This is a genomic window from Nonomuraea sp. NPDC050663 (assembly GCF_044456985.1).
In the GTDB taxonomy this organism is placed as follows: domain Bacteria; phylum Actinomycetota; class Actinomycetes; order Streptosporangiales; family Streptosporangiaceae; genus Nonomuraea.
This window is the reverse complement of the sequence record NZ_JBITGL010000012.1, coordinates 54266-73536: the sequence shown is the minus strand read 5'-3', so window position 1 is coordinate 73536 and position 19271 is coordinate 54266. Positions and strand designations below refer to the sequence as shown.

The 19271-nt window shown below is 69.4% G+C and carries 23 protein-coding genes; 12 read left to right on the top strand and 11 right to left on the bottom strand.

All coding sequences use genetic code 11. From position 1 onward, the window contains the following. The first annotated feature begins 2 nt into the window (after positions 1 to 2). The 4 genes from ACIBH1_RS32120 to ACIBH1_RS32105 are packed head-to-tail and all read left to right on the top strand — an operon-like array spanning position 3 to position 2848. Positions 3 to 635, top strand: a complete 633-nt coding sequence (locus ACIBH1_RS32120) for a DUF6758 family protein (protein ID WP_397317716.1) — start codon at positions 3 to 5, stop codon at positions 633 to 635. Between the two features lie 36 nt (positions 636 to 671). Then, positions 672 to 1280 carry a MarC family protein gene (locus tag ACIBH1_RS32115; RefSeq protein ID WP_397317715.1) on the top strand — a complete coding sequence of 203 codons (609 nt, stop codon included), beginning with the start codon at positions 672 to 674 and terminating at the stop codon, positions 1278 to 1280. A gap of 20 nt (positions 1281 to 1300) precedes the next feature. Next, positions 1301 to 2008, top strand: coding sequence for an MBL fold metallo-hydrolase (locus tag ACIBH1_RS32110; RefSeq protein ID WP_397317714.1), 708 nt, complete (start codon positions 1301 to 1303; stop codon positions 2006 to 2008). A 30-nt stretch (positions 2009 to 2038) separates the two neighbouring features. Then, positions 2039 to 2848, top strand: a complete 810-nt coding sequence (locus ACIBH1_RS32105; RefSeq protein ID WP_397317904.1) for a RecB family exonuclease — start codon at positions 2039 to 2041, stop codon at positions 2846 to 2848. A gap of 85 nt (positions 2849 to 2933) precedes the next feature. Here the strand turns inward: ACIBH1_RS32105 and ACIBH1_RS32100 are convergent, their stop codons facing one another. Together ACIBH1_RS32100 and ACIBH1_RS32095 are read right to left on the bottom strand one after the other, a co-directional pair. Next, entirely contained in the window at positions 2934 to 3824 is an 891-nt protein-coding gene (locus ACIBH1_RS32100; RefSeq protein ID WP_397317713.1) for an oxygenase MpaB family protein, read from the bottom strand. 2 nt (positions 3825 to 3826) lie between these two features. Beyond that, complete coding sequence (locus ACIBH1_RS32095) at positions 3827 to 4711, bottom strand: alpha/beta fold hydrolase (RefSeq protein ID WP_397317712.1); 885 nt, start codon at positions 4709 to 4711, stop codon at positions 3827 to 3829. 83 nt (positions 4712 to 4794) lie between these two features. Here ACIBH1_RS32095 and ACIBH1_RS32090 point away from each other — a divergent pair, with 83 nt between their 5' ends. Then, entirely contained in the window at positions 4795 to 5364 is a 570-nt protein-coding gene (locus ACIBH1_RS32090) for a GNAT family N-acetyltransferase (RefSeq protein ID WP_397317711.1), read from the top strand. A 200-nt stretch (positions 5365 to 5564) separates the two neighbouring features. On the opposite strand, the gene ACIBH1_RS32085 is transcribed toward ACIBH1_RS32090, so the two are convergent. Then, positions 5565 to 7439 carry a DEAD/DEAH box helicase gene (locus ACIBH1_RS32085; RefSeq protein ID WP_397317710.1) on the bottom strand — a complete coding sequence of 625 codons (1875 nt, stop codon included), beginning with the start codon at positions 7437 to 7439 and terminating at the stop codon, positions 5565 to 5567. Positions 7440 to 7684: 245 nt separating this feature from the next. On the opposite strand from ACIBH1_RS32085, the gene ACIBH1_RS32080 reads away from it, so the two are divergent. Both ACIBH1_RS32080 and ACIBH1_RS32075 read left to right on the top strand, forming a co-directional pair. Next, on the top strand, positions 7685 to 8335 hold the full coding sequence (locus ACIBH1_RS32080) for a ferritin-like fold-containing protein (protein ID WP_397317709.1): 651 nt from the start codon (positions 7685 to 7687) through the stop codon (positions 8333 to 8335). Between the two features lie 51 nt (positions 8336 to 8386). After that, positions 8387 to 9349, top strand: coding sequence for an alpha/beta fold hydrolase (locus ACIBH1_RS32075; RefSeq protein WP_397317708.1), 963 nt, complete (start codon positions 8387 to 8389; stop codon positions 9347 to 9349). A 140-nt stretch (positions 9350 to 9489) separates the two neighbouring features. Here the strand turns inward: ACIBH1_RS32075 and ACIBH1_RS32070 are convergent, their stop codons facing one another. The 5 genes from ACIBH1_RS32070 to ligD (ACIBH1_RS32050) all read right to left on the bottom strand — a co-directional run bounded on the left by ACIBH1_RS32070 (position 9490) and on the right by ligD (ACIBH1_RS32050) (position 12515). After that, entirely contained in the window at positions 9490 to 9720 is a 231-nt protein-coding gene (locus tag ACIBH1_RS32070) for a DUF3107 domain-containing protein (protein WP_397317707.1), read from the bottom strand. Between the two features lie 86 nt (positions 9721 to 9806). Then, a complete protein-coding gene (locus ACIBH1_RS32065) occupies positions 9807 to 10427 on the bottom strand; it encodes a TetR/AcrR family transcriptional regulator (protein ID WP_181614538.1) in 621 nt (206 codons plus the stop codon). Positions 10428 to 10512: 85 nt separating this feature from the next. Next, the gene (locus ACIBH1_RS32060; RefSeq protein WP_397317706.1) at positions 10513 to 10719 is read right to left on the bottom strand and encodes a hypothetical protein; all 207 of its coding nucleotides are present in this window, start codon (positions 10717 to 10719) and stop codon (positions 10513 to 10515) included. A 42-nt stretch (positions 10720 to 10761) separates the two neighbouring features. Further along, positions 10762 to 11637: a non-homologous end-joining DNA ligase gene (gene ligD, locus ACIBH1_RS32055; RefSeq protein WP_397317705.1), complete on the bottom strand. Its 876-nt coding sequence runs from the start codon at positions 11635 to 11637 to the stop codon at positions 10762 to 10764. Further along, positions 11634 to 12515, bottom strand: coding sequence for a non-homologous end-joining DNA ligase (ligD, locus tag ACIBH1_RS32050; RefSeq protein WP_397317902.1), 882 nt, complete (start codon positions 12513 to 12515; stop codon positions 11634 to 11636). The genes ligD (ACIBH1_RS32055) and ligD (ACIBH1_RS32050) overlap by 4 nt, the downstream gene beginning before the upstream one ends. A gap of 82 nt (positions 12516 to 12597) precedes the next feature. On the opposite strand from ligD (ACIBH1_RS32050), the gene ACIBH1_RS32045 reads away from it, so the two are divergent. Next, positions 12598 to 13470, top strand: a complete 873-nt coding sequence (locus tag ACIBH1_RS32045) for a Ku protein (protein ID WP_397317704.1) — start codon at positions 12598 to 12600, stop codon at positions 13468 to 13470. Positions 13471 to 13594: 124 nt separating this feature from the next. Here ACIBH1_RS32045 and ACIBH1_RS32040 read toward each other — a convergent pair whose 3' ends face one another. From ACIBH1_RS32040 to ACIBH1_RS32030, 3 genes are all read right to left on the bottom strand, one after another. After that, complete coding sequence (locus ACIBH1_RS32040; RefSeq protein WP_181614543.1) at positions 13595 to 13879, bottom strand: hypothetical protein; 285 nt, start codon at positions 13877 to 13879, stop codon at positions 13595 to 13597. A 362-nt stretch (positions 13880 to 14241) separates the two neighbouring features. Beyond that, positions 14242 to 14520: a hypothetical protein gene (locus ACIBH1_RS32035; protein WP_397317703.1), complete on the bottom strand. Its 279-nt coding sequence runs from the start codon at positions 14518 to 14520 to the stop codon at positions 14242 to 14244. 157 nt (positions 14521 to 14677) lie between these two features. Continuing rightward, positions 14678 to 15040, bottom strand: coding sequence for a hypothetical protein (locus ACIBH1_RS32030; protein WP_397317702.1), 363 nt, complete (start codon positions 15038 to 15040; stop codon positions 14678 to 14680). Between the two features lie 116 nt (positions 15041 to 15156). Here ACIBH1_RS32030 and ACIBH1_RS32025 point away from each other — a divergent pair, with 116 nt between their 5' ends. From ACIBH1_RS32025 to ACIBH1_RS32010, 4 genes are read left to right on the top strand one after another with little or no spacing between them, the layout of a single operon-like run. Beyond that, complete coding sequence (locus ACIBH1_RS32025; protein WP_397317701.1) at positions 15157 to 16044, top strand: alpha/beta fold hydrolase; 888 nt, start codon at positions 15157 to 15159, stop codon at positions 16042 to 16044. 42 nt (positions 16045 to 16086) lie between these two features. Next, positions 16087 to 17268 (top strand): adenylyltransferase/sulfurtransferase MoeZ, encoded by a 1182-nt coding sequence (gene moeZ, locus ACIBH1_RS32020; protein ID WP_397317700.1) that lies wholly within the window; start codon positions 16087 to 16089, stop codon positions 17266 to 17268. 59 nt (positions 17269 to 17327) lie between these two features. Further along, positions 17328 to 18047 carry a hypothetical protein gene (locus ACIBH1_RS32015; RefSeq protein WP_397317699.1) on the top strand — a complete coding sequence of 240 codons (720 nt, stop codon included), beginning with the start codon at positions 17328 to 17330 and terminating at the stop codon, positions 18045 to 18047. Then, positions 18041 to 19252 (top strand): S8 family serine peptidase, encoded by a 1212-nt coding sequence (locus ACIBH1_RS32010; protein WP_397317698.1) that lies wholly within the window; start codon positions 18041 to 18043, stop codon positions 19250 to 19252. Before ACIBH1_RS32015 ends, ACIBH1_RS32010 begins: the two co-directional genes overlap by 7 nt. Positions 19253 to 19271: the final 19 nt, after the last annotated feature.

Genomic DNA, 19271 nt, shown 5'->3' with positions numbered 1-19271 from the left:
CTGTGAGAGCGGCACCAACATGTCCGCGGTGTTTTGGCCCGCTTCAGCCGCCAAGTGCCTGGCACAGCGCCTGGCGCTGCGACGCGCATGCCGACGTTCTGCCGTTTCAGCCGCCGAAACCGCCGTCCGCCGCGGCCATCGATCTGATCAGACTCCAGACCGTCGTCCCGGTCTGGCTGCCGTGGCCGTTGCCGCCGGGATGGCTGGTGACCGGATTCGGCGACGTGGGCGACGAACGTACGGGCGGCAGGGCCAGCGTGGTGGCCCTCAGCGGGCCCTCGGTGACGCACGGGCCGGCCGACCTGCTCATCATCGCCGAGGAGCCGGGCATCGGCCTGGGCGCGGCGTTCGCGGGCCTCGACGGGCCCGATCCCGGCCGGGGTTTCGACGACGGTCCCCCCAACGCCAAGATCGACGTGCTCGGCCATCCCACCGCGTTGTGGTGCGTCACGACGGGGCCGGGAGACCGCGCGGTGTACGCGGGAGAGGCGCTGGGCAACTGGCTGTGGACCATCGGCTGGCCCGCCGAGGCGGGGTGCCTGATCGCCCTGGCCCAGCTCAGCCTCCTGGACCTGCGCGAGAGCGCGCCGCTCGACGTGCCCTTCGGAGCGTTCTCCCCGAGGCTCGAAGGCTAGGATCGGACGCACTCCCCCTGAAGCCGCAGGGGGATCATGTTCGACCTTCAGTTCTTCGTCGGGGCCTTCGTGACGATGTTCGTCATCATGGACCCTCCCGGCGTCATCCCGCTCTTCCTGGCCTACACCAACGGCCGGACCCTGGCCGAGCGCAAGCGCGTCGCCTGGCAGGCGGCCGTCACCGCGTTCTGCCTCATCGTGGTCTTCGCCGTCTTCGGCCAGGCGATCCTCGGCTACCTGCACGTCGAGGTGGCGGCCATGCAGATCTCCGGCGGCCTGCTGCTGCTCCTGGTTGCTCTGGAGCTGCTGCGCGGGCAGACCGCGCCCAAGACCGACGAGGGCATGTCGAGCGTCAACGTGGCCCTGGTGCCGCTCGGGACGCCCCTGCTCGCCGGTCCTGGCGCGATCGTGGCCACGATCGTCTTCGCCCAGCAGGCCGAGGGACACGTGGGCAACATCTTCGCCCTGGGTCTGGCCATCGCCGCCGTGCACCTCGTGTTGTGGGTGTTCATGCGGTTCTCGGTCTCGATCATCAGAGTGATCAAGGAGAACGGCGTCGAACTGATCACCAGGATCGCCGGACTCCTGCTGGCCGCGCTTGCCGTACAGCTGATCATCAACGCCGTTCGGGCTCTTGTCGGCTAAACCCAGTACCATGCGGAAGCGTGACAGCGCGTATCGAGCGAGTGGTGACCGAGGGCGTCGTTGACGTCGACGGCGTCGACTTCAAGGTCGAGAACAACACGTGGATCGTGGGTGACGACGACGAGGTCATCGTCATCGACCCGGCCCGCGACGCCGACAAGATCATGGAGCAGGTCGGTGAGCGCGAGGTGCTCGCCGTCATCTGCACCCACGGACTGGCCGACCACGTCGGCGCGGCCATCGAGGTGGCCAGCCGCGACGAGGCCATCGTCGCCCTCCACCCCAAGGACAAGCCCATCTGGCGGGAGACCTGGTCGGAGACCTGGCCCGACATCGACCTCGAGGACGACGGCCGGTTCGAGGTGGCCGGCTCCACCCTCGACGTGATGGAGACCCCCGGCATCACGCCCGGCGGCATCTCCCTCTACAGCGAGGACCTGGAGGTCGTCTTCACCGGCAAGTCGCTGCAGGCCGACGGCCCCGGCAAGCTCGGCGGTGAATACCCCGCGCTCGCCGACCAGCTCACCTCGATCGGCGGCCGGCTCTTCACCCTGCCGATGGCCACCAGGGTGCTGCCCTCGCAGGGCGAGGAGACCACCGTCGGCGACCTGGAGCCGCACTTCGACGACTGGGTCTCCGGCTCGCTGACCCGCACGGAGCAGCCCGAGGGCCCGCTCCTCGACGGCACCAAGGCGTCGGGGATCTCGCTCGACCCGAGCGACGACTGAGTCGTGTACGACCAGCTCCCGCTGGAGGGCATGCCGCGGCGGCTCTACTCCTGCACGCCGTCGCGGCTGAACACCTGGCTCGACTGCCGCAGGCGCTACCGGTTCACCTACCTTGACCGGCCCGCGCCCCAGAAGGGCCCGGCGTGGGCGCACAACAGCGTCGGGGCCAGCGTGCACAACGCGCTGGCCGGCTGGTGGCGGGAGCCGTACGAAAAACGCACCCCCGTCATGGCGAGCATCCTGCTCACCAACGGGTGGATCTCCGAGGGCTTCCGCGACGCCGACCAGTCGACGGTCTTCCGCGACCGGGCCCGCGAGATGGTGGCGGGATACGTCACCACGCTCGACCCCTCCGACGAGCCGGTGGGCGTGGAGCGCACGGTCGGCACCCGCACCAAGGTGATCGCCGTGTCCGGTCGCATCGACCGGCTCGACCGGCGCGGCGACGAACTGGTCGTGGTCGACTACAAGACCGGGCGGCGGCCGCTGACGCAGGACGACGCCCGTTCGTCGCTCGCGCTGGCGATCTACGCGATCGCGGCCTCGCGCATGCTGCGCACGCCCTGCCACAAGGTGGAGCTGCATCACCTGCCCACCGGCGAGATCGTCGAGTGGGAACACTCCGACGAGTCACTCGGACGGCACCTGCGCCGCGCCGAGGAGATGGCCGAGGAGGCGGGAGCGGCCGACGAGAGCTATCGCGGCGGCGACACCGAGAGCATGTTCGCTCCCAGCACTGGGCCGATCTGCTCGTGGTGCGACTTCCGCCGTCACTGCCCCGAAGGGCGGGCTGCGGCGCCCGAGCGGCTCCCGTGGGACGGCCTGACCGCCTCCGAGTGACAGAACTCCCGATACTCACTGCCCGACAGCACCAGGGAGGCCAGGTCCAGCGTTCGGCCGTGCGACCGGCCAGGCGCGGCCCATCTCAGGCGGCGTCCTGCGTCGCCCACCGGCGGGGGTTCGTCAGCCCCCGCAGCCCCTTGCCCATGTCGTAGCCGGCCGCCCCGAGCCGGTCGCGCGCCTCCTGGAGCATCTGCCGCGTGGCGGGCATGAACGCCCGGTCGTGCACCGGCTCCGGCACCGAGTTCATCGCCAGCCGCCAGGCCCGCAACCCCGCCGTCACCCCGGCCTGCGGCACCTCGGGCAGAAGGCCGTACATGCGCCTGGCCCACTCGGGCAGCGAGAGGTAGCACAGCGCCCCGAACGGGAAGTAGAGCGGCTTGCCCGGATTCAGCGCCCTGAGCTCCTTGGGCAGCGTCGGCCACAGCAGGAACCGCACCGTCTCCACCGCCTCGGGGACGGCCCGCAGCTTCGGCCGCATCTGCTTGAAGTAGGCGTCCATCTCCGCCAGCGAGCCGGGCACGTCCTCCTCGTGCAACCCGACGTAGGTGGCAGACCGGCGCTGCTCGCGCAGGTAGCGGTCGGCCTGGCGCTCGCTCAGCCCCAGCCCGCCGCGCCTGGCCACCTCCAGGTACGACGAGACCTCGGCGCAGTGCACCCACAGCAGCAGCTCGGGGTCGTCGACCCGATGGTGGCGCCCCTCGTGCAGGATCCGCAGCTGCCGGTGGATGCCCCGCACCCGCCGCCCGATCTCGTCGGCCTGCTCCGGGCTGCCGAAGGTCACCCGTCCCACGAAATCAGCGGTACGGCGCAGCCGACCGAACGGGTCGTCCTGGAAATTGGAGTTCTGCCAGACGCCCAGCATCGCCATCGGATGCAGCGCCTGGAGCATGAGGCCGCGTACGCCGCCCACCCACATCGCCCGGTCGAGGTGGACCAGCCACGTGACCGACTGCGGGGGCTGAACCGTTTCCATGGTCAGACTTTATTGGACTTTTGATCCAATGTCTCGGCCGTGTTCCAGAAGCGCACCAGCGCCGACGCCGTCGTCTCCGGGGCTTCGACCGCCGGGGAGTGCACCGCTCCGGGCACCACCACGCAGTCGGCCTCCAGCCGCTCGGCCGTCGCGGCCTGCAGCTCCGGCGGCCAGCCGTCGTCGTGCTCGCCGAACAGCACCAGCATCGGGACGCCCACCTCCTGGAGTTCCTCCGTGCGGTCGTCGATCTCCAGGCACTGCTCGGCCATCGCCGCCAGGGCGGTGGGGGAGTTGGCCAGCATGCGCTTGCGCAGGAAGGCCATGATGTCGTCGGAGACCCCGTTGGCCAGAGCCTCGGGCTCGAACCTCGTCTGCCACAGATGCTCGAGGCCCAGGTCGGTCGCCTCTTCGAGGATCTTCTTGCCGCCCTTGGCGCGGCGTCCCGTGATGCCGACGGGGCCGGTGGCCATCATCGTGTACGACGCGAACCTGTGGGCGCCGTCGATCACCGCCGCCCTCGTCACCAGTCCGCCGAAGGAATGTCCCACCAGGTGCACCGGCTCGCCGTCTCCGATGACCGCCGCGAGCACGTCGATGTCGGCGCCCAGCTCGCCGCAGGCGTAGGCTTCGCGGTCGTCGGGACCCGGGGTTTCGTACTGCCCCTTGAGGTCGATCGCGACGATGCGCCTGCCCGACTGGGCCAGCGTCTGCAGCACCGCGATGAAGTCTTCCTTGCTGCCCGTCAGCCCGGGAACCAGCAGCGCGGGCCAGCGCTCGGCGATGCCGCTGCCGGGGAGAGCCTCGAGAGCCGCGAACGTGCCGCGCGGCGTGTCGATCCGCGTGGGCGTCACGCCAGGGGGCAGGGTCAGGAATCGCGGCGTACTCACGTGGGGCAACAATACCCAGCCGCCCCGGTCGCGACACCGGTCACGCGACTACGCTGGTGCGAGTCCTGGGGAGATGAAGGTGTATGGGTGAGCTTGTGATCCGGCCGGCCGACTCGTGGGCCGACCTGTGCGAGGTGTTCGGGCCGCAGGGGGCCTACTCCGGATGCTGGTGCATGTACTTCCGCGTGACGAACGCCGAATACCGCACCCTGCGCGGCGACGGGGCGCGCGAGCGGCTGCGGGAACTGGTGGAGTCGCCGGGACCGGCGCCAGGGCTGCTGGCCTATCTCGACGAGACGCCCGTGGGGTGGTGCACCATCGCGCCGCGGACGGCGTTCGTACGGCTCGCCGGCTCGCGCGTGGCCAAGCCGGTCGACGAGTCGGAGCCGGTGGAGGGGGTGTGGTCGGTGCCGTGCTTCTACGTGACCCGGGCCGGACGCGGGCGGGGCGCGGCCACGGCGCTGCTGGAGGCGGCGGTGGAGTTCGCACGAGGGCAGGGGGCGCGGGCGGTCGAGGGGTATCCGCGGGACTCGGAGAAGAAGCTTCCGGCGGCGGAGCTGTTTCACGGGTGGAAGGGGCTGTTCGAGGGGGCGGGCTTCGTGGAGGTGGCCCGCAGGACGCCGACGCGCCCGCTGATGCGCCTGGAGCTCTAGCCGCCCGCCGTACTCCGACGCGGGCGGCTGATGCGCCGAAAGCGCCTGCCACGCGTCTCACGCCGCCTGCCTCCCGCCGCGTGCCGCCTGCCGCCTGCCGCCTGCCACGTGCCGCCTGCCTCCCGCTGCCTGCCGCCGCCTGCCGGTACGGCGAAGGGCGCGGCCGGATGGCCGCGCCCTTCGTCTCGCTCAACGCCACATCAGCGGCGCCGCTGGCCTCCGCCTCCGGCGCCGTTGCCACGGGCGCGGCGGCGCTGCTGCTGCCGCTCCGTGGCCGCCGACGGGGCGATCTCGTCGTCGTCGGTCGCCAGGTCAGGTGACTGGAAGATCACCTGGAACGGGCTCGCGGGCACGATCCGCTCCGGCTCCCGGCGCACCGGGGGCGGCGGCGTGCTGAGGAAGCTCGGCGCCTCCGCGACCGCGGGCTGCGCCACGGGCTGGGGTGCGACCGGCTCCGCCACGACGGGCTCGGCCACCGCGACGTCAGCCGTGTCGGCCACCGCCGTGTCGGCCACCACGGGCTCGCGCCGCGTACGCACGCGCCTGGGCGCCTCGTCCGCGGCCTCCGCGTGAACCGGCTCGGCGACCGTGCGCCTGGTGCGGGTGCGCTTGGGCTTGGTCTCCAGCTCATCGGCTGAGATCAGCGCCGGCGTCTCCTCGACCTTGCGCTCGGGCATGGAATCGACCTCCGCCTCGACAACCTGGGTTTCCTCGACGCTGCGACCGCCGCGGGTGCGGCGACGCTCGCGTGGGGCGCGCGCGGGACGCTCGCGCTCCTTGACGCGGGTGCGCGACCGTCCGGTCTCGCCCAGGTCTTCGAGCCTCTCGGCGTCGAGCCCTGCCCGCTTGCGGGCCTCGCGGGGCAGAACGCCCTTGGTGCCCTCGGGGATCCCCAGCTCGGCGTAGACGTGCGGCGAGGAGGAGTAGGTCTCTTCCGGCTCGGCGAACTCCAGGCCGAGCATCTGGTTGATCATCTTCCAGCGGGTCAGCTGCTCCCACTCGACGAAGGTGACCGCGATGCCGGTGCGGCCCGCACGTCCGGTGCGGCCGATCCGGTGGACGTAGGTCTTCTCGTCGTTGGGGGTGTCGTAGTTGACCACGTGGGTGACGTCGTCGATGTCGATGCCGCGCGCCGCCACGTCGGTGGCGACGAGAACGTCGATCTTGCCGTTGCGGAAGGCGCGCAGAGCCTGCTCACGCTGGCCCTGACCCAGGTCGCCGTGGACGGCCGCAGCCGCGAAACCGCGGGTCTGCAGCTGCTCGGAGACCATGTCGCAGGCGCGCTTGGTCTCGCAGAAGACCATGGTCAGCCCGCGGCCGTCGGCCTGGAGCATGCGCGCCAGGAGCTCGATCTTGTCCATGCGGTGGACCCGCCAGACGAACTGGCGGACCTGCGGGGTCAGCTCGCTCTCGTCGACGTCGCTGTTCTCGGCGCGGACGTGCGTCGGACGGTTCAGGTACTTGCGCGACAGCGCGACGATCTCGCCGGGCATGGTCGCCGAGAACAACATCGTCTGCCGCTCGTCGGGGACGAGCTTGAAGATGCGCTCGATGTCGGGCAGGAAGCCGAGGTCCATCATGCGGTCGGCCTCGTCGAGCACCAGCATCGTCACCTGGCTCAGGTCCAGGTGCTTCTGCTTGACCAGGTCGAGCAGGCGCCCGGGCGTGCCGACGATGACGTCGACACCGGCCTTGAGCGCCTCGACCTGGGGCTCGTACGCGCGCCCGCCGTACACGGTCAGCACGCGGGAGCCGAGCTTGCCCGCGGCGGTCGTCAGGTCTTCGGAGACCTGGATCGCCAGTTCGCGGGTGGGCACGACCACGAGGCCGCGCGGCTTCTTGCGGGATTTGCGTGGCTTGCCGATGCTCTGCAGCATGGCGATGCCGAACGCGTAGGTCTTGCCCGTGCCGGTGCGAGCCTGACCGATGAGGTCCTGGCCCGCGAGCGCGAGCGGGAGCGCCATTTCCTGGATGGGAAAGGCGGTGGAGATGCCCTCGGTCTCGAGGGCATCGGCGATCTCCGGAATTACTCCGAGTTCACGGAACGTAGTCAGGTTGGCCTGCCTCAGTCTCACCAGTGAAGACTGGGTCTCCGGGATCATGTGGTCCGCGCGGAGAGGCCAGTCCTCTCAATTCGTCAGCGACCGTTGTGTCTCTCGCCGAGCTACGCTTGGCGGCTCGGGCGCATCAACTCGCGCCCTCGCGAACCCAGAATTGGGGGTTGGCGGGAGAGATTCCCCCGGACTAACACAGTGCGGTCGCACTTTCACACAGCAGTGTACTCGATAGCACAACGCTGGCCGAGACTCAGGTTGTTCCCATGACCTACGCTGCGTCCATGACGGAATCCGGTGATGTCGATCTGCTCGGTGCTCTCGCCTATGCCGAACTCACGGCCTTCCTGCGGATGGCCGAGGACGCCTCCCAGCTGGCGCCGAACCTGACCGACCGCGCCGAGCTCGGATCGCTGGCCGTGGCCGAGTACGGACACTTCGTGCTGCTGCGCGACCGGATCGCCGAGCTGGGCGCCGACCCGGAGTCCGCGATGGCGCCCTTCGCGGAGGCCTTCGACGCCTGGCACGAGCAGACCAAGCCGGGCGACTGGCTGCAGGCTCTCGTCAAGGCCTACGTGGGGCTCGGCATCGCGCTCGACTTCTACCGCGAGGCCGCCCGTCATCTGGAGCCCTCCATCGCGCCGCTCGTCGAGGAGGTCCTGGCCGACCAGGGGCGCTCGGAGTTCGTGGTCGACCGGGTGCGCGCGGCGCTCGCCGACGACCCGACGCAGGCGGGACGGCTGGCGTTGTGGGCCAGGCGGCTCGTCGGCGAAGGGCTCAGCCAGGCCCAGCAGGTGGCCGCCGCCCGGCCCCAGCTCGCGCGGCTCCTGGCCGATGCCGACCAGGCGGACATCTCGCGCCTGTTCGCCCAGCTGACCGAGGAGCACGGCAAGCGCATGGCCGCCTTGGGCATCTGAGCGCTCGCCCGGCCCCGTTTGCGGGAGCGTACGGCGGGCAGGCGGATCTTCATGCGCATCTCCGAGGCCGAGGACCGTGCGGACAGTTTCGTGCCGCACGCCTTCGAGGAGCACATCGTGGATCTCGGCGAGGTCCGGATGAACCACGTCGCCGAGGGAGACCCGGCGGCCCCCGCCCTGCTGCTCGTCCCCGCGCAGGGCGAGTCGTGGTGGGGCTACGAACAGGCCATCCCCCTGCTGACCCCTCACTTCCAGGTCTTCGCCGTCGACCTGCGCGGCCAGGGACGCTCCACCTGGACCCCGGGCCGCTACACGCTCGACAACTTCGGCAACGACCTGGTGCGCTTCATCGACCTGGTGATCGAGCGCCCCGTCGTGGTGGCGGGCAACTCATCGGGCGGGCTGGTCGCCACGTGGTTGTCGGCCTTCGCCAAGCCGGGCCAGATCCGGGGGGCCGTTCTGGAGGATCCGCCGCTGTTCTCCGCCCAGGCCGCCCCGCCGTACGGCCCCGGCATGCGCCAGACCATGGGCCCGATGTTCGACGCGTGGGCCAAGTGGCTGGGCGACCAATGGTCGGTGGGCGACTGGGAGGGCATGATCGAGGCGCTGCCGCGGGAGCTGCCCCCGGCGCTGGTGCCGGCCATCGCGTTCATGCTGGGCGACGGGGAGAGCCCGTCGGCCACCCCGCCGCAGCACCTGAAGGAGTACGACCCGGAGTGGGCACGGGCGTGGTCGACGGACCTGGCCAACGCGGGCTGCGATCACCAGGCGATGCTGGCCCGGGTCAGGGTGCCGGTGCTCATGACGCACCACATGCGGATGGCCGATCCCGACAGCGGTCACCTGGTCGGGGCGCTCAGCGACCTGCAGGCGCGGCGGGTGCGCGAGATCATCGAGGCCGCCGGTCAGCGGGTCGACTACGTGTCGCTGCCCGAGGCGCCCCACGTGATGCACGAGGCCGATCCGGCGCGTTACGCCAAGCTCGTCAGCGACTGGGCGGGAGCCCTCGACTGACGGCCCGGGGCACGCCGGACACGACGAAGCCGCGCGCCGGACACGACGAAGCCGCGCGCCGGACACGACGAAGCCGCGCGCCGGACACGACGAAGCCGGGGGCGGCCCTGATCGAGCCCTGCCCCCGGCGTGAGGTCGTGTCAGAGCGTGCCGCCGAAGCCGACCGGCCGGGCCTCGTCCTCGCCGATCTCGACGAAGCCGAGCGAGGCGACCGGGACCACGACGCGACGGCCCTTGACGTCGGTGATGGCGAAGACGCCGCGGTCGGCCGCCATCGCCTGCCTGATCTCCTCCTCGACCTGCTCAGCCGTCAGGTCGACTTCCACAATGAGCTCGCGGTGTACGGACCGTACGCCGATCTTGATTTCCATCGTGCTCCCTCATGAGACGGGTTGCCCATCCCATCGTGACCGCATGCGGGCCCCGGGAACGCAGGTGATCGCGGCAAGCGAACGGCTTACGCCGTACGCGGAAAACCGCTGATGCCGCGCCAGGCCAGCCGGGCCATCAGCTGCTCGGCGGCCTCCTTCGGGATGGAGCCGTGGGTGGTGACCCAGAATCGGGCGCTGACCTCCGCCATGCCGACGAGCCCGACGGCCAGCAGGTGCGCCTCCTCGCTGGAGCACCCGGTGTCTTCCTGGATGACGACGCTGACCATCTCGGCGCACTCGCGCAGAGAACGCTCCACGCGCTGCCGTACGGGCGCGAGGTTGCGCAGGTCGGACTCGAAGACCAGGCGGAAGGCCTCGCCCTGCGTCGAGACGAAGTCGAAGAAGGCCGCGAAGGTGGCCTGCACCCTGAGCTTGTTCTCGCGGGTGGAGGCCAGGGCCTCGCGCTGACGGTTGATCATGTCGTCGACGTGCAGGTCGAGCAGCGCGAGGTAGAGCTCAAGCTTGCCGGGAAAGTGCTGGTACAGCACCGGCTTGCTGACCCCTGCGCGGTCGGCGATCTCGTCCATGGCGGCGGCGTGGTAGCCGTTCTCGACGAAGACCTCCTGCGCGGCGCTCAGCAGCTGCCTGCGGCGCGCGAGCCGGGGCAGCCGAGTGCCTCGGGGCTTCGCATCCGGCGTTGCTGTCATGAGCTCTCCTAGAGCGAGGGGACATCCGTCGTTCGTTCGGACATCCTACGTGCGAGTAACGACCTCATCGAGACTCCTCCGATACTCAGCGGTAATCGTCGTCGTCATCGTCGGCGGCCGGCCTGTCCTGCTCGGCGGCGTCCGCGGGATCGACGTCGAGCGGCATCTCGCGCCGCGGCTCCTCGTCGTCGTCGCGCAGTCCGCGATGCTGCTCGGCGGCGTCGGCCTCCGAGGCCTCCAGCGGCAGTTCCGTGTCGTCGTCGAAGGGGCGCTCATCCCCACGTACGTCCATCTCCGACATCATTCGTCCCCTCTTGTCGTGGACCTCTCCACACTACGCCCGGCTGAACAGGTCGCCATGTTCCTCTACCCGTTCCAGCACGTCAGCAGCGGTGAATACCAGTTCATCGGGAGTTCGGCAGGATTCCACCTCGGTCCACAACAGGGGTGTGGAGACGGTCGGCTGCTGCCTGGCCCGCAGGGAGTAGGGCGCCACGGTGGTCTTGGCGGGGTTGTTCTGGCTCCAGTCGATTAAAACCTTGCCGGTGCGGGCCGAACGGGTCATCGTGCTGATGATCTTCCCCCGGTGCTCGCGCTCCAGCAGCTGCGCCAGCGCCTTGGCGTACACCGACGGCTCGGCGCGCCCGTCCCAGTCGGCGTACAGCTGCATGCCCTTGCTGCCGCTCGTCTTGGGCCGGGCCCGCAGCCCGTCGTGTTCCAGCACCTCGCGCAGCAGCAGCGCGACCTGGCAGCACTCGACGATGGTCGCCGGGGCGCCCGGGTCGAGGTCGAAGACGAGCTGGTCGGGCTCCTGCGCCTGGCCGCCCTTGGTGACCCGCCACTGCGGCACGTGCAGCTCCAGCGCCGCCAGGTTCGCGTAGTAGACCAGCGTCGGCAGGTCCTCGACGACGGCGAAGTCGATGGTGTCGCGGTCCTTGGTGCTGCCGGGCACCGGCAGCCGCGCCCGCCGCACCCATGACGGGGTGTGCGAGGGGGCGTTCTTCTCGAAGAAGGACTTCCCGTCGACGCCGTTGGGGTAGCGCTTGACCGTCAGGGGGCGGCCGTCGAGATGCGGCAGGAGCACCGGGGCGATCCGGCTGTAGTAGTCGATGACTTCGGCCTTGGTGAAGCCGACCTCGGGGTAGAGCACCTTGTCGAGGTTGCTCAGCACCAGCTCCCGGCCGTCGACCTTGACGGGCACCTTCTTCACAGGACCACCTCAGCAGGGATCTTGTCGGGTCGCAGTCCGCGCCACACCGGGTGACGCAATTTGTGATCGTCGGTCCACATCGTGTAACCCACCTCCCCGACGAGATCGGGCCTAACCCACCTGTTGCGCCAGGGCACCGGGTTGTGGAAGGGGCTGCGGGGGATCTCCAGAGGGCTGAGCACCTCGTGCAGCCGCTCCAGCGCCGCGTCGGTGAAGCCGGTGCCGACGTGCCCGACGTAGGTCAGGCCCCGCTCGGTGAACACCCCCATGATCAGCGAGCCGATGCCGCCCGCCCTGCGGCCCTTGCCGGGCTTCCAGCCGCCGATCACGACCTCCCTGGAGTCGAGGTTCTTGACCTTGATCCACCAGTTCGACCTGGTCCCCGGCCGGTACGGCGAGTCGAGCCGCTTGGCGACCACCCCCTCGAGCCCCTGGGCCATGGTGGCCGCGAGCAGGTCGGAGTCACCGGGGAAGTACGGCGGAGCCCCGATGTCGAGCTGCTCCAGCAGGTCGCGCCTGGTCCGGTACGGCACGTCGAGCAGGGACGTGCCGTCGATGTAGAGCAGGTCGAAGGGCAGATAGGTGACGGGGTAGAGCCGGAGCATGGCCGGATCGGGATCGGTCAGGTGCATGCGGTGCTGCAGGCGCACGAAGCTGGGCCGCCCGCTGGGGTCGAGGGCGACGATCTCGCCGTCCAGGACCACGTCAGTCACAGGAAATCCCGATATTTCAGGGTAGCGGCGGGTGTAGTCCGCCCCATGCCTTCCTGTCATGCGCAACGCGCCCGTCAGATCCATGACCGCGCGGATGCCGTCCCACTTGACCTCGAGCCCGTACTGCTCGCGATCGGACGGCAATGCGCCTGGTACGGCCAGCATGGGTTCGACGGGAAACGGCATTGGATCGCCCATGTCCGGGTATGTGCCCCGAGATGAGCCCGGATATTGAGTGAGGTGGGCCATGCGCAGCATTTGGAAGGGCGCGATCTCCTTCGGGCTGGTCACGATCCCGGTGAAGCTGTACTCCGCGACGGAACAGAAGGACGTCGCCTTCCACCAGGTGCACCGCGAGGACGGCGGCCGCATCCGCTACAAGCGGGTGTGCACCAAGTGCGGTGAGGAGGTCGCCTACGCCGACATCGCCAAGGGGTACGAGCTGGCGACCGGCGAGATCGTGGTGTTGACCGACGAGGACTTCGAGGGCCTGCCGCTGAGCACTTCGCGTCGCATCGACGTGTTGCAGTTCAGCCCGGCCGACCAGATCGACCCGATCTACTTCGCCAAGTCGTACTTCCTGGAACCCGACGCCCAGGGCGCCAAGCCTTACGTGCTGTTGCGCAACGCGCTGGAGAGCTCGGGCCAGGTCGCCGTGGTCAAGGTGGCGCTGCGCCAGCGGGAGTCGCTGGCGACGCTCCGCGTGCGTGACGGGGTGTTCGTGCTGGAGACGATGCTCTGGCCCGACGAGATCCGCAAGCCGGAGTTCGACTTCCTCGACGAGGACATCGAGGTGCGGGCTCAGGAGCTGAAGATGGCCGAGTCGCTGATCGCGACCATGGAGTCGGACTTCGATCCGGGTGAGTACCACGACGCGTACCGCGAGGCGTTGCAGCAGGTGATCGAGGCGAAGATCGAGGGCAGGGAGGTCGTCGCCGCGCCCGAGACCGAGGAGGCCGGACCCGCGGTTGACCTCATGGCGGCTCTGCGGGCCTCCGTGGAGGCGGCCAAGAAGGAGCGGGGCACCTCCACCGCCAAGCCGAAGCGGCCGGCCAAGGCCGACAAGGCCGAGAAGGAGGAAAAGGCCGAGCCCAAGCGCAAGACGCGTAAGTCGGCCTGACCGCCGGTGGAATTCGCATTCCGCGAATTCCACCGGCGCATATATGAATACAGCGTGGAGGGCGGGGCCCCTAAAGGAGCCCCGCCCTTCGCATTCGGGTCAATATCTGACCCAAATCAGCGAATTACCACGAGTGACGCGAGACCTTGGCGCAGCCACGCACGCGCTTCCAGTGGTAGGTGTCGGTGTCGAAGTTGTAGCGGACGTTGAGCCTGTTGTACCGCTCGCCCTTGCGGACCTTCAGCTTGCTGCCCTTGTTGATCCAGATGCACGAAGGGCCCATGGTCATAGGCGACGCGGTGACGCCCTGCGTCGCGGCGCTGGCGGAAGTAGTGGTCAGAGTCAGGGCCCCACCAGCCATGGCGGCGGACAGGGCGGCCGCCGCGACTGCACGCTTGATGTTGAACATGATGTGCTTCCCCTTGACGGTTGGTGCATTTCGGAAAATAGCCGGATTTGCTTGGCTATTGTCCGGGATGACTCTCTCGTCTTGAGTCTTCCTGGTTGGGATGATCTCCGAGCATTCATGATCATAAACGGCGAATAAGAGGCTTTTGCTTATCGCTGGGCACGTTCATTGCAGTCATTGGTGGCTGATTTAAGCACCTGTCCGCATTTGATATGAAATGTCCAAAATGAGATGCCCGCGGACCCCTTGGATCCACGGGCATCTCTCTGTCTCCGGGCCTCAGCCCTCGACGTCGCGCCACTTGCCGTGCGAGCCCCATCCAGCCGGGATCGAGGTCGCGGCGGGCCTGCGCAGGAGCGTGCTCACCAGTGCCACTTCTTCTTCAGGGAGCAGCCCCAGGTGCGCTTGATGCGCCAGTCCCCGTTCTTCCAGACGATGGTCACCTTCCTGACCTTGTAGCCCTTGTAGACCTTGAGCTTCTTGCCGATCCAGATGCACTTGTGCCCGGAGACCACGGGCGACGCGGTGGTGATCCCTGAGACGGTGCCGGCGCTGGCACTCGTGGCCCCGAAGCCCATCAAGCCTCCCGCGAGTGCGGTGGCCAGGGCTGCGCCGGTGAGCGTCGTTCTGAGCTTGGACATTGCCATCCCCCTGACTGTCGTGCTCGTCTCATAAGCACCATATCGGGACAATTGTGGACATAAGAGTCTATTTATTCCCAATTTATATAAAAAAGGACTCGCGGCCGGGCTGGGCCCGGCCGCGAGTCAGGACGACGGAACTACACCGTCGGCTTGGTCACCACCACGAGCGCCATCCGCACTTGCGGTAGCGCTTGATGTGCCAGTTGCCGTTCCTGACCGAGATGACGACCTTCTTGCTGCCGCAGCCGCGGTGCTTCCAGCCCCACCAGCCCCAGCCCCAGCCCCAGCTCGAGCGCTTGTTGTAGCAGTGCCGGCGCTTCTTGGCCTTCTTGAACCGCCAGCAGGGCTTGGCGGTCACGGGTGCCATGGAGCTCTGTCCCGTGCTCGCCGTGCTCACCGCGGTCCTCGGCGAGGCGCTGGTGGCTGCGCTGGCGCCGGTGGCTCCCAGTTCGATGAATCCACCGGTCAGCGCGGCGATCAGCGCCGCGGCAGCGAATCTGGTTCGGAATTTGGACATCGTGCTTCCCCCGAATGGTCGGCTGTCCATCGCCCTAGGACATATCCGGACAATCGCCCCCAAAAACCGCGATTTATCACTAATTTATACAAACAGGATCCGGCTATCGTGGAGGCGTGGAGCAGCCGATCCCTGTGTGGCCCGGGCGCATGGCCGGGCCCGTGCACGTGCGCGAAACCCCGTCAGGACCGCCGGAGCAGGCGGTGTTCGTCCATGGCCTGGCGGGTTCCGCCACCAACTGGACCGACCTCATGGGCGAGCTGCGCGACGTCGTCACCGGGCACGCCGTCGACCTGCCCGGCAACGGTCACTCGCCCGCGCCGTCCGGCGGCGACTACACGATCACCGGCCACGCCGGAGCGGTGATCGGCCTGCTGGAGGAGACCGGGCCCGCGCACCTGTTCGGCAACTCGCTGGGCGGCGCGGTCGCGGTGCGGACCGCGGCCCTGCGGCCCGACCTGGTGCGCTCGCTGACCCTGATCAGCCCGGCGCTGCCCGACCTGATGCCCAGGTACGGCCCGGCCAGGGTCTTCCTGGCCACCACGCCCCGCCTGGGCGAGCTGGCGGCGACGGTCCTGGGCAGGCTGCCCGCCGAGCAGCGTGTCGCCGCCACGATGGCGATGATCTACGCCGACCCCGGCCTGGTGCACCCCGAGCGCCTGCAGGAGGCGGTGGCCGAGCTTCGCCGCCGTGACGGCCTGCCGTACTCAGGACAGGCCATGATCGGCTCGGCGCGCGGGATCGTCGCGGAATACTTCCGCGGCTCCCTCTGGAGCGACGCCGCCGCGATCACCGCGCCGACCCTCCTCATCTACGGCAGGCGCGACCGGCTGGTGCGCCCGATCATGGCCAGGAAGGCAGGCCGTACTTTCCCCAACGGCAGGCTGGTGTTGCTTCCCAACTGCGGCCACTGCGCCCAGATGGAGCTTCCGCAGGTCGTGGCCGCAGAGGCGCGCCGTCTGATCCTTGAGACGCGGTTGGGGAATGCCCCACTGGCCAGCTAGGTTTCCTTCTGGAAAGAACCCCTGAAACGGGAGTGTAGAACCGTGTCCTTGCCTCCGTTGGTCGAGCCGGCCGCCGAGCTCACCGTTGACGAAGTGCGCCGCTACTCGCGCCACCTGATCATCCCCGACGTGGGCATGCAGGGCCAGAAGCGGCTCAAGAACGCCAAGGTGCTGTGTGTGGGCGCCGGCGGCCTGGGTTCGCCGGCCCTGATGTACCTCGCCGCGGCGGGTGTCGGCACGCTGGGCGTCATCGACTTCGACGTGGTCGACGAGTCGAACCTCCAGCGCCAGATCATCCACGGCCAGTCCGACGTGGGCCGCCTGAAGGCCGAGAGCGCCGCCGCGACGGTCCGCGAGATCAACCCGCTGATCGAGGTGATCGTCCACAACACGTCTCTGACCACCGAGAACGTGATGGACATCTTCTCGGGCTACGACCTGATCGTCGACGGCACCGACAACTTCGCCACGCGCTACATGGTCAACGACGCGGCGGTCCTGCTCGGCAAGCCGTACGTCTGGGGTTCGATCTACCGTTTCGACGGCCAGGCCAGCGTGTTCTGGGCCGAGCACGGCCCCTGCTACCGCTGCCTCTACCCCGAGCCCCCGCCTCCCGGCATGGTCCCGAGCTGCGCCGAGGGCGGCGTGCTGGGCGTGCTGTGCGCGAGCATCGGCTCCATCCAGGTCAACGAGGCCATCAAGCTGCTCACGGGCATCGGCGACCCGCTGGTCGGGCGTCTGATGATCTACGACGCCCTGGAGATGAAGTACCGCGACGTCAAGGTCCGCAAGGACCCCGAGTGCGTGCTGTGCGGCAAGAACCCGACCGTCACCCAGCTCCTCGACGACTACGAGGCCTTCTGCGGCACGATCTCCGACGAGGCGGCCCAGGCGGCCAGCGGCTCGACCATCACCGCTGCCGAGCTCAAGGCGATGCAGGACAACGGCGACAACATCTTCCTCATCGACGTGCGCGAGCCCAACGAGTACGAGATCGTCTCGATCCCCGGCGCCACGCTGATCCCCAAGGGCGAGTTCCTCAACGGCTCGGCCCTGGAGAAGCTGCCGCAGGACAAGCGGATCGTGCTCCACTGCAAGTCGGGCGCGCGCTCGGCCGAGGCCCTGGCGATCGTCAAGAACGCCGGCTTCTCCGATGCCGTCCACGTGGGCGGCGGCGTGCTGAGCTGGGTCAAGACCGTCGACCCGAGCCTGCCGAGTTACTAGCCGACCGATCGGGACGAACGGGTGATGGCACTCGTTCGTCCCTATTAGGGTCAGTGGGCGTGAGCTCCACCCGTCCATGGCCGTCGCTGATCGCCGCATCGGCGCTGGCCGTGATCTGCGCCGTCGCGGCCGTCGTCGCCGCGAACGTCGCCGCGAGCGAGCTCACCCGCGGGCCCACCCTGGCGGAGCTGGAGTCCGCCGCCGACGGCGAGGTGGCCGAGCGCTGGCGCACCTGGCCCTCCGGGCGGATCTTCCCCAGCACCCTCGTCTACACCGCGGAGCAGGGCGGCGAGGAGAAGGCCAAGAGGGTCGGCATCTCACCGGCCACCGGCTGCACCGCCGCCGTCGACAAGAAGGCGCGCAAGGCGCTCAGCGAGACCGGCTGCCGCGCCGCGCTCAAGGCCACCTACCTCGACGCCCTCGGCGGCGTCGTCGTCACCGTGGGGGTGCTCGTGCTGCCCGACGAGCTCAGGGCCGAGCGGGCCGCGTCACTGTTCTCCCAGGGCGGCGACCCGGTGCCAGGGCTGCGGGCGCTGGCCTTCAAGAGCACCGTCGCCGACCGTTTCACCGACGCGGGCAGGCAGGCGGGCTCGGTACGGCAGGCCGGGCCGTACGTGGTGATGACCACCGCGGGACAGGTCGACGGCCGGACGGCCAAGTCGATCGGCGGCAGCCGCCCCTCCATCTTCGCCTTCGCCTCAGAGCTGGGGGAGCGGGTGCTGGCGGCGCTGTCCAGGCCGGGCGTGCCGGCCTGCGGCGAACAGGAGTGGCAGTGCTGATCCGCTGGCGCAGGGCGGCGCCCGTGGCCCTGGCGCTCGTCCTGGTGCCCGCGCTGCCGGTGCAGGCCGACGAGGTGCGCGGCAGCCAGCAGAAGGTGATCGACACCCTCGCGCTGCCGCAGGCCTGGCGGGTCACCAAGGGCAAGGGCGTGACGGTCGCCGTGCTCGACTCCGGCGTCGACCCCGACCACCGCGACCTGGCCGGCTCGGTCATCGTGGGCAAGGACTTCACCGAGGGCGCCAACCCGCCCGGCGTGGCGCCGCGGCAGCTCCACGGCACCTACATGGCCTCGCTGATCGCCGGGCACGGTCACGGTCCTGAAGGCGGCGAGGGCGTCATCGGGGTGGCGCCCGAGGCCAGGCTGCTGTCGGTCCGGGTGATCCTGGAGGACGAGGAGAAGGGCTTCGGCGCCTTCAACTCCGACGAACGGTTCGAGAACGTGGTCGCCAACGGGATCCGCTACGCGGTCGACCGCGGCGCCGACGTCATCAACATGTCGATCTCGAAGGAGCTGGCGACCAAGGAGGAGCGGGCGGCGGTCCGCTACGCGATCTCCAAGGGCGTCGTGCTGGTCGCCGCGGCGGGCAACGACGGGGCGGGCAAGAAGGGCGCCAACGGCTTCGCGCCCTACTCCTACCCCGCGGCCTTCCCCGGGGTGATCTCCGTGGCCGCGACCGACCAGGGAGCCAGGCGCGCGTCGTTCTCCAACGACAACCCGTCGGTGACGGTCGCCGCCCCCGGCGTCGACATCCTCGGCGCCGGTCCCGGCGACGAGTACTGGGTGGGGCGCGGCACCTCGCAGGCCTCCGCGCTCGTCTCAGGCGTGGCGGCACTGGTCAAGTCCAAGTACCCGAAGTTGTCGCCCGCCCTGGTGGCCCAGGCGCTGACCGCCGGGGCCGTGCGGGGGACCAGGGGCGGCTACGACACCGGCACCGGCTTCGGCGTCGTCAACGCCTCGCGTTCGCTGTCCACCGCGGCACGCCTGGCGAAGCACACGCACGTCGCCGCGACCGCCCAGAATCCGGACCAGGCGCTCGGACCCGGCCCGGCCGACCCGATCCAGATCGTGCGGCGCGACCGGCGGCACATCGCCCTCTACGGGGCGATTGCCCTGGCAGGGGCACTCGGGGCCGCGCTTTCGGTAGGGGCGATCGTGCTCGTTGTCAAAAGGGCACGCCGCACTTACTCGTATGACGACGCATGATCCGCCTGCTTGAGGGGAC